The organism is Streptomyces durbertensis, from assembly GCF_014156695.1.
Taxonomy (GTDB): domain Bacteria; phylum Actinomycetota; class Actinomycetes; order Streptomycetales; family Streptomycetaceae; genus Streptomyces; species Streptomyces durbertensis.
The window spans coordinates 1-8,251 of the sequence record NZ_WMLF01000234.1; the positions used below are offsets into that span (position 1 = coordinate 1).

Here is an 8,251-nt window from a genome sequence, read left to right on the forward strand (position 1 = left end):
GGGCGGGGTGGGTCGGCCGGTGCGGGTCCTGCTCGTCGACGACGACGCGCTCGTCCGCGCGGGCCTGCGGCTGATGCTGCGCGGCGCGGACGACCTGACGGTCGTGGGTGAGGTCTCCGACGGGGACCAGGTGGTCCCGGCCGTCCGCGAGCTGGCACCCGACGTGGTCCTGATGGACATCCGCATGCCCGTACGGGACGGCATCGCCGCCACCCGGGAACTCGTCGGCTCGGGCGCGGAACACCCTCCGCGCGTCCTGGTGTTGACGACGTTCGGCTCGGAGAGCACGGTCCTGGAGGCGGTGCGCGCCGGCGCCGCCGGCTACCTGCTGAAGGACACCGAGCCGGAGGAGATCGTCGAGGCCGTCCGCCGCGCGGCGGCGGGCGAACCGGTCCTCTCCCCCGCCGTCGCCCGCACCCTGATGCGGCACGCCGCCGCGACCGCCACCGACTCCCGGGCGGCCCAGGCCCGCACCCGCCTTTCCGCCCTCTCCGACCGCGAACGCGAGGTGGCCGCAGCGGTGTCCGAGGGTCTGTCGAACGCGGAGATCGCCGAACGCCTCTACATGTCCGTCGGCACGGTCAAGGCCCATCTCTCCAGCGCGCTGAGCAAGCTCGGCCTCGACAACCGCGTCCAACTCGCCCTCCTCGCCCACGACGCCACCGACCGCTGACGGTGCCGCCGGCTTGGGGGTATCACCGACCGCAAGCGGCGGGAACGGCTCCGGCGCGGCCGGCGTCCCAGCTCACGACGCCGAACAGAAAAGTGCAGGTGAGAGCCGGGATGGCACAGGGGACCGGGACGAGACGCAGACGGCGCGGACGGATCGTGGCCATAGCGCTGCCGGTGTGCGGCGTGTTGATCGCCGCCGGGTGGCGGCTGTGGCACGACCCGACGCCATACAAGCTGCGGGACTCACCGGAGGTGCGGGTCACGGTCGTCCCGGCCAAGTCCCCCTACCCGGATGTGGAGCCGCTCGCGCGGGAGACGGAACGGGTCATCAAGGTGTACGTCCAGCGGCTCCTGGCCGGGGACGCCGCCGACCTCGCCGCCATCGGCGCCCCCTGGTACACCGGCCGGGAGGAGGCGGCGCGCGAACTGATCTCCCGCCACGGCGCCCAGGCCGGTGAACCGGTCAAGGCGGTCGTGGCCGAACCCGTCGTGGACTACCTGGCCTATGTCAGCCTCCGCTTCGCCGACGGGAGCCGGCAGAGGATCGACCTCACCAGGGACAAGGGCGTGTGGTGGGTGCAGCTGGGCGAGGGCGACCCCGTGAGGCCGTAGTCACGCGAGCCGTCCCGCGCGGCCGTCCCGTCAGCGGACGACGTCGAACACGTTCTTCTGGATGCCGTTCGCGTACGCCTCGTGCTCGACAAGCTTCAGCTTCTGCGCGTCCTTGTCGGTCTCGCTGAACAGGCGCTTGCCCGCGCCGAGCAGGAGCGGGAAGACGAGCAGGTGGTAGCGGTCGATCAGCCCGGCGTCCGACAGGTTCCGGTTCAGGGCGGCGCTGCCGTGCACGATGATCGGCCCGCCTTCCGTCTCCTTCAACGCGGCGACGTCGTCGAGGGAACGCAGGATGGTCGTCTCGCCCCAGCCCGCCACCAGGTCGTCCTCGGCGAGGGTGGTGGAGACCACGTACTTGGGCATCGCGTTGTAGTCGGCGAACTCGGCCATGTTCGGCCACACCGAGCTGAACGCCTCGTAGCTGGCCCGCCCCAGCATCATCGCCGAGGCCGCCCGCTGCTCCCGGTCCTTGATCTCGTACGCCTCGGGCAGGAACTCGACGTCCTTGAAGGTCCAGCCGGAGTTCCGGTAGCCGGGCTCACCACCCGGCGCCTCCATGACACCGTCGAGTGAGACGAACGCCGTGCTGATCAGAGTGCGCATGTGTGGATACCTCGGTGTCTCGTGTCGTGCGGACGGGAACGGGCCCGAGAGCTCGGCCCCTCACCACGTATCGACGGCTCAGCCGGGTATTTCTCATCGCCGGCGGCCGGATTCGAACGATACTCACCTCATGGCAGGTATGGAGGCGTTCCGCGACGCGGTGACCGCGTGGGCGGCGGGTGGCCCTGACGGCGCCGTTCACGAACTGGCCGCACGTGTATCCGCTCGGACGGTGATCCTGCTCGAAGGCCCGAGCGACGTGGCGGCGGTCAACGCGCTCGCGGACCGCCGAGGCCGTGACCTGGCCGCCGAAGGCGTGTGTGTTCTGTCGATGGGCGGCGCGATGAGCGTCGGACGCCACGCCCGTTTCCTCGGCCCCACCGGCCTGGGCCTCCGTCTCACCGGGCTGTGCGACGAGAGGGAGGCCCCCTTCTACACACGTGGCTTCGAGCAGGCCGGCGCGGCACCGCAGGCCTTCTACGTCTGTTCGGCTGACCTCGAGGACGAACTCGTCCGCGCGTTGGGCTTCCCACGGATGGAGGAGTTGATCCGGCAGGAAGGCGACCTGCGCGCGCTGCACACCTTCCTCCGCCAACCCGCGCAGCAAGGCCGCTCCGCCGAGCAGCAGTTCAAGCGCTTCCTCGGAACGACGTCGGGGCGCAAGATCCACTACGGCCGCGTCCTCGCCGAGGCCCTCACCCCCGAACAGGTTCCAGCACCTCTCGACGCCCTGCTCTCCGCGGTCTGACCCTTCTCGGGGCCAGACCGCCTGACCGCGACGGTCAGACGTTCGAGCGCGGGTGCCGCCGCCCACTCGGAACGTGCCACAACTGTCCGATCAAGAGGGCGTTGACCAGCCCGGACGCAAGAACGCCGCCGGAGAAGACCAGCAGCCGCGCGACCGCCCTGGGGGACGAGGGATGAGTACGCCTACTCAAACCCCTACCCGTCCCGCACACGGGCGGAGTGAGTGTCGTCGCCGACCGCTTCGGCCGGCGACGACGCCGTACGGGCCGCGCTTCCTCAACGCCGCGGTGAGATAAGGAAAGGGGCCATGGGGTCAGGAAACGCGACGTCCCATCCGGGCCGACTGCCGGTTGCGGCCCTTGGTGTCCCACCACTCCTCGATGTGAGCCCGCACGATGTGCACGAGTTGCCGGAGCCGTTCGGGGTCGGGCGCCGGTGAGGTGAACACGTCGGCAAAGGACTTGTCGTTCCAGAGGAGCGTGAACTCCCAGTCCTCGTCCTCGTGGTCTTCGCGCCGCACGGTGAGCCGGTACGTCAGCGTGACGTTGCGGTTCAGGTGGTGGTCGAGCGAGAGGCCGGTGACGTCGAACATCTCCGCGCCGTCCCCCGTCGTGTACCCGCGGGCCAGGGCCCGCTCAGCGGGCGTCGCTTCCGCACCGTCCACGCCGTGCCCCCTCCGGTCTCCTCAGTCGATCACGGTGCCTACGGTTGCATGCCACGGCGGCTGGGCGCGACGGCATATGGGAAGCGACCCTCGGGCGCCCCGTCCACTCCGACGACGGACGGGCTCACTTCCCACTCTCCAAGTCAAGTCGTCGTGAGCCGTGATCGTGTCCACGGCCCACATCTCTCGTTGCCGGGGCATGACCAAGATCTTCAGTCGAGCGCTCGGCGCTGCCGCCGTTGCCGGAATCGCCACCCTCGCAGCAGCCGGCCCCGCCCTCGCCGACCCCGCTCCGGGCGGCCTCATCGGGAGTCACGTCGGAGTGATCGGCCTCGCCAGTCAGAACAGCGCCGTGAACAACGGAAACATCGGAGGGGGCATCAGCCACGCGGAGAACGCTCACAACTCCGCACAGCAAGTCGTCACCGACGCCCAGGCCATCGACGTCGCCAAGAACGTGGAGGTGCTGGAGAAGCCGCTCGTCCTGGTCTGAGACCAGGAGTGTGAGCGGCCACCAGCTCGTCAAGCGACTCCGGGCTGTCGACCTGGTGCGGATGTGGTGCGCCGCAGAGCCCCCGTGGCACGATGACCCGCGGGGAGAGGGGGACGTCATTCAGTCGGCGCTCGCGAACATCGCACTCGGGCTGGTGACCAGCTTGCTCGGCGGTGGGTTCGTCTGGTTGTGGGAGCGGGCCAAGCACAGTCGGGCGGAGAACAGGCGAGCGGCCTTCTTCGGCGTCCGGCCCGGTGAGAACTGCCTGATCGTGGTGGGCAACAAGTACAACTCACCCGGCACCGCGCACCAGCGCGATGTACGCGCTGTCGTAGAGCTGACGCTTCTCGCTGGCGAGTTGGGTTGCGGCGTCTCGGTGGAAACCGGAGACTTCCGCGGCGGCAACGGCGACCGCACCGAGTTCTGCGTGGGCGGCCCCTTGGGAGGTTCGAACCTTCGCACCGGCGGCCACCTCGCCGCTCACCTGCCCGGGGTGGTCATCCACCCCTACAACGGCACCCACCCGGACTCGGTGGCCTATGAGGTCGGCGGGGAGAAGTTCCTGTTCGACCGCGGCCACCAGGAGTACGCCGTCGTCGCGAAGTTCACGCCGGCGGAGTCCGTCGCCCCGGTGTTCCTGGTGGCCGGGCAGTCGTCCATGGCCAACCTGGCCGCGATCCACTTCCTCCGGCGCGAGTACAGGCAGGTGGCCAGGCAGCTGTCGTCGGTGGAGCGCTTCTGCGTGCTCGTCAAGGTCTCCGACATCGGGACGTACGCGTTCCATCGCGCGACGCTTGAGCGCGACGTCACCGCAGCGGCGTTCGGCGGGTGAGCCGGCGGGCCCGAAGGGGCCCGGCGCAGCGGAAAGCCCCCTGCCGGCGGCAGAGAACCGCTGGTAGGGGGCTGTTCTCGCGGGGGGTTACTTCTTCTTGCCCTGGTTCTTGACGGCTTCGATGGCGGCCTTGGCGGCCTCCGGGTCGAGGTAGGTGCCGCCGGGGTTGAGGGGGCGGAAGTCGGCGTCGAGCTCGTAGGAGAGCGGGATGCCGGTGGGGATGTTGAGGCCGGCGATCTCGGTGTCGGAGATGCCGTCGAGGTGCTTCACCAGCGCGCGGAGGCTGTTGCCGTGGGCGGCGACGAGGACGGTCCGGCCGGCGAGGAGGTCGGGGACGATGCCGTCGTACCAGTACGGCAGCATGCGGATGACGACGTCCTTGAGGCACTCGGTGCGGGGACGCAGCTCCGGGGGGATGGTGGCGTAGCGGGGGTCGTCGCTCTGCGACCACTCGGTGCCGTCGGCGAGCTCCGGCGGCGGGGTGTCGTAGGAGCGGCGCCACAGCATGAACTGCTCCTCGCCGAACTCGGCGAGGGTCTGGGCCTTGTCCTTGCCCTGGAGCGCGCCGTAGTGCCGCTCGTTGAGGCGCCAGGAGCGGTGGACCGGGATCCAGTGGCGGTCGGCGGCCTCGAGGGCGAGCTGCGCGGTGCGGATGGCCCGCTTCTGGAGGGAGGTGTGTACGACGTCGGGGAGCAGGTCGGCGTCCTTGAGTAGCTCTCCGCCCCGGACGGCCTCCTTCTCGCCCTTCTCGTTCAGGTTGACGTCCACCCAGCCGGTGAACAGGTTCTTCGCGTTCCACTCGCTCTCGCCGTGGCGGAGGAGGATCAGCTTGTACGGTGCGTCGGCCATGCGGCCAGCCTAATGGCTGCCGCATGGCCGACCGTGGTGGCCGTCCGCGCTACGGACGCGTAGCCAGGCGCCACTCGATCAGGTGAGTGCAGGCCTGCTCGGATGCGTGCCGGGAGGCGGCTGCGGGGACCGCGAAGGGGCTGGTCAGAGCCCCATGGAGGCGAGCTCGATCGGGGAGCGGTAGCGGGAGGCGGCGTTGATCACGCAGATGCGGTAGGTGCGGTTCTGCTTGACGACGAGGAAGTAGTCGCGGATCTGCTTCCAGTAGTTGCGCAGGTAGCTGAGGCCGGGCATGAACGCGGGCGGGCGGGGGACGAGGGCGAAGGCCTCGGAGCAGCGCAGGATGCCGTCGGTGGCCTCGGAGAGGACTTCGGCGACGGCGGCGTTCATGGTCCAGCCGGCGGCCAGGTCGGGGTTCCAGATGGCGGCGGCTATCTCACGGAGGGCTTCCTGCTCCTCGGGGGTGAGGTCGCTGGTGGCGGCGGTGAAGGCCGCGGCGGCGGCCTGGGTGTCGGCGGCGCCGGCGGCCGGTGCGGCGGCGGTGGGCGGCGCGGCCGGGGCGCCGGCGGCGTGGGCGGTGCCGACGGTGCCGAGCGTGCCGACGGCGAGCATGCCGCCGGCGACCAGCGCGGCGACGGCGGGGAAGGTGCGCTTGCGGAGTGCGTTCATCGTGCTGCTGCCCCTCGTTTGTGCGTGCCCGGATGCCCGGATGGAAGGTCGGTCGGGTGGTGCTCGCCGACGGTCACACGGCCTTCACATCCGGGCAACGGGATCGGGGCGGAACGGCCGAAAGCAGTGGGGTCAGGCAGCCGGAGCCGGCCGTTCCGCATCGCCGCCCGCGCCGCGGGTGCGCAGCCAGTGGGCGAGGAGGAGGAAGCCGACGGCGGCGAGGACGCCGTGGGCGATCCGCAGCGGGGGGCCGCCGAAGAACTGCGGGAGGTAGAGGACCAGCGCGGCGCCGAAGGGCCAGCCGAGCCAGCGTGCGGCGCGCCCGGAGCGGGCGACGGCGAGCGCGACGAGTACGCCGGTGGCGGCGAACAGCAGCATGGCGATGCTGAAGACGGTGGCGGGGACGGCGTCCATGCGGACGGAGTCGGCGAGGGTCAGCAGTTCGGTGTCGCCGGTGCGGGCGGCCTCCTCGCTGATGGCCTGGAGGCCGAAGACCTCACCGCCGTAGTACGGGAGGGCGAGGCCGGCGCCGAACCAGGCGGTGAGGAACGCGGCGGTCATGGGCTTCCGGCCCGCGGTCCCGTCGACGGCGGCGCGTACGCCGATCAGGCCGAGCGGCATCAGGATGAAGGCGAGCATGCCGGCGAGGTGGGAGAGGGCCCAGCGGCCGGAGGCCATGGCGTCGGCGCCGTCGAGGGTGGTCTCGTCGCTGTAGGGGCGGAGCGCCGGGTAGAGGGCGAGGAGTACGCCGGCGGTCGCCAGCGCGAGGGCGGCCCACCGGAGGGTGGTGGCGTTGTCGCGCTCGGCGGTCGTGGGGTCCGGCATGGGTGGGTCTCCGTCCTTCCGGGGCGCGGTCCGGCCCCGCGCCTGTGCGGTTCGATCTTCGCGCCGATCGGGCGCGGAGGTGGGGGTTTTGGGCATACGCCGGGTGAACGTCACCGCTCGCAGCGCTTCTTGAGCGCGTCGTTGAACGTCTCGAAGCCGGTGGCGGTGCGGCTGAGCATGCCGCCGCCGAAGGGGGTGAGGATGCCGGAGAACCGTTCGCCGTGGTGGAGCATGGTTCCGCCGTCGGGGGTGGCGGTCAGTTCGAAGCGGTGGCGTCCGTCGAAGATCCCGGGCACGAGGAGGCGGCCGAGCCAGGCGAACCGGTGAGGGGCGTCGAGCTCGACGACGCGGGGGCGGAAGTCCATGCGCTTGCCGCCGGGCGGGGCGATGGTGACGGTCAGGGTCTCGCCGAGGCGGGGGGTGCCTTCGAGGCGGACGAAGAAGGGGTCCCATTCCTGGTGGCCGGGGAAGTCGGTGAGCACGTCCCACACCCGCTGGGGGGGCGCGCCGATCTCGATCTGGGTGCTGATGGTGGGCATGGGGCCGTCGCCTGCCTTCGGAAGGGGTCGCGGATGGGTTCCGGGCGTTCGGGTTCCGAGTGGGTGGTGTGGGTGCCGTGGTGGTGTGGGCGGCGCCGGCAGTACAGCAACGGTTGCTTCAGGCGCGCTTAGGTGCCGCCCAAGTCGCTCGCCATCACCGGTGGTGACGCTGGGGGCGTCAACAGGGTTCAGCGCTGCCTGGGGAGTGGGATGACACAGCACACGACGGTCGCCGTGGCGGATGACGCCGAATCGGGCGGCGGCCCTCACCGAGGTCCCGCGGTCGAGGCCGGACGGCCGCCCGTCGGGCGGGGCTGGACGGCCCGGTACGCCCTCGCGAGCACCGGTATGTGGCTGGGCGTGCTCACCCCGATGGGCGTGCAACTGGCCCGCCAGGCGGAGAAGTTCGCGCCGGACTCGAAGACGGAGCTGCTGGGGCTGACGACCGGGTTGGGCGCGCTGGTGACCATGCTGGCGGTGCCGCTGCTCGGCGCGGCGAGCGATCGTACGCGGTCCCGTTTCGGCCGGCGGCGGCCGTGGATCGCCGGGGGTGCGGCGGTGGCCGCGCTCGGCCTGGTGCTGCTGTCGTTGGCGCCGGGGCCGGGGTGGATGGTCGCCGGGTGGGTGGTGGCGCAGACGGGCCTGTCGTCGGTGCAGGCGGGGCTGGTGGCGACGGTGCCGGACCGGGTGCCGCGTGAGCAGCTGGGTTCGGTGGCGGGCTGGGCGGGGCTCTCGCCGATGTTGGG

Annotated in this window: 12 protein-coding genes; 6 read left to right on the forward strand and 6 right to left on the reverse strand. The window is 71.2% G+C overall.

Annotated elements, in window-relative coordinates; translation table 11 throughout:
- The first annotated feature begins 7 nt into the window (after window positions 1-7).
- The gene (locus tag GL263_RS16195) at window positions 8-673 is read left to right on the forward strand and encodes a response regulator (RefSeq protein WP_182856440.1); all 666 of its coding nucleotides are present in this window, start codon (window positions 8-10) and stop codon (window positions 671-673) included.
- A gap of 155 nt (window positions 674-828) precedes the next feature.
- Complete coding sequence (locus GL263_RS16200; protein ID WP_182856430.1) at window positions 829-1,284, forward strand: hypothetical protein; 456 nt, start codon at window positions 829-831, stop codon at window positions 1,282-1,284.
- A 30-nt stretch (window positions 1,285-1,314) separates the two neighbouring features.
- On the opposite strand, the gene GL263_RS16205 is transcribed toward GL263_RS16200, so the two are convergent.
- Window positions 1,315-1,887, reverse strand: coding sequence for a dihydrofolate reductase family protein (locus tag GL263_RS16205; RefSeq protein ID WP_182856431.1), 573 nt, complete (start codon window positions 1,885-1,887; stop codon window positions 1,315-1,317).
- Between the two features lie 130 nt (window positions 1,888-2,017).
- On the opposite strand from GL263_RS16205, the gene GL263_RS16210 reads away from it, so the two are divergent.
- Window positions 2,018-2,635, forward strand: a complete 618-nt coding sequence (locus tag GL263_RS16210) for a TOPRIM nucleotidyl transferase/hydrolase domain-containing protein (RefSeq protein ID WP_182856432.1) — start codon at window positions 2,018-2,020, stop codon at window positions 2,633-2,635.
- 312 nt (window positions 2,636-2,947) lie between these two features.
- Here the strand turns inward: GL263_RS16210 and GL263_RS16215 are convergent, their stop codons facing one another.
- Complete coding sequence (locus GL263_RS16215; protein WP_182856433.1) at window positions 2,948-3,298, reverse strand: hypothetical protein; 351 nt, start codon at window positions 3,296-3,298, stop codon at window positions 2,948-2,950.
- 199 nt (window positions 3,299-3,497) lie between these two features.
- Here GL263_RS16215 and GL263_RS16220 point away from each other — a divergent pair, with 199 nt between their 5' ends.
- Together GL263_RS16220 and GL263_RS16225 are read left to right on the forward strand one after the other, a co-directional pair.
- Window positions 3,498-3,791, forward strand: coding sequence for a hypothetical protein (locus tag GL263_RS16220; RefSeq protein ID WP_182856434.1), 294 nt, complete (start codon window positions 3,498-3,500; stop codon window positions 3,789-3,791).
- 154 nt (window positions 3,792-3,945) lie between these two features.
- Window positions 3,946-4,623 (forward strand): hypothetical protein, encoded by a 678-nt coding sequence (locus tag GL263_RS16225; RefSeq protein WP_323379426.1) that lies wholly within the window; start codon window positions 3,946-3,948, stop codon window positions 4,621-4,623.
- Window positions 4,624-4,710: 87 nt separating this feature from the next.
- Here GL263_RS16225 and GL263_RS16230 read toward each other — a convergent pair whose 3' ends face one another.
- The 4 genes from GL263_RS16230 to GL263_RS16245 form a co-directional block, all read right to left on the reverse strand.
- Window positions 4,711-5,472: a phosphoglyceromutase gene (locus GL263_RS16230; protein ID WP_182856435.1), complete on the reverse strand. Its 762-nt coding sequence runs from the start codon at window positions 5,470-5,472 to the stop codon at window positions 4,711-4,713.
- A 144-nt stretch (window positions 5,473-5,616) separates the two neighbouring features.
- Complete coding sequence (locus GL263_RS16235; RefSeq protein ID WP_182856436.1) at window positions 5,617-6,141, reverse strand: hypothetical protein; 525 nt, start codon at window positions 6,139-6,141, stop codon at window positions 5,617-5,619.
- Between the two features lie 132 nt (window positions 6,142-6,273).
- The gene (locus tag GL263_RS16240; protein WP_182856437.1) at window positions 6,274-6,966 is read right to left on the reverse strand and encodes a hypothetical protein; all 693 of its coding nucleotides are present in this window, start codon (window positions 6,964-6,966) and stop codon (window positions 6,274-6,276) included.
- A gap of 110 nt (window positions 6,967-7,076) precedes the next feature.
- Window positions 7,077-7,505, reverse strand: a complete 429-nt coding sequence (locus GL263_RS16245) for an SRPBCC domain-containing protein (protein WP_182856438.1) — start codon at window positions 7,503-7,505, stop codon at window positions 7,077-7,079.
- Window positions 7,506-7,715: 210 nt separating this feature from the next.
- Here GL263_RS16245 and GL263_RS16250 point away from each other — a divergent pair.
- Window positions 7,716-8,251: MFS transporter (locus GL263_RS16250; protein ID WP_182856439.1), on the forward strand; the 536-nt coding region annotated here is incomplete at its 3' end.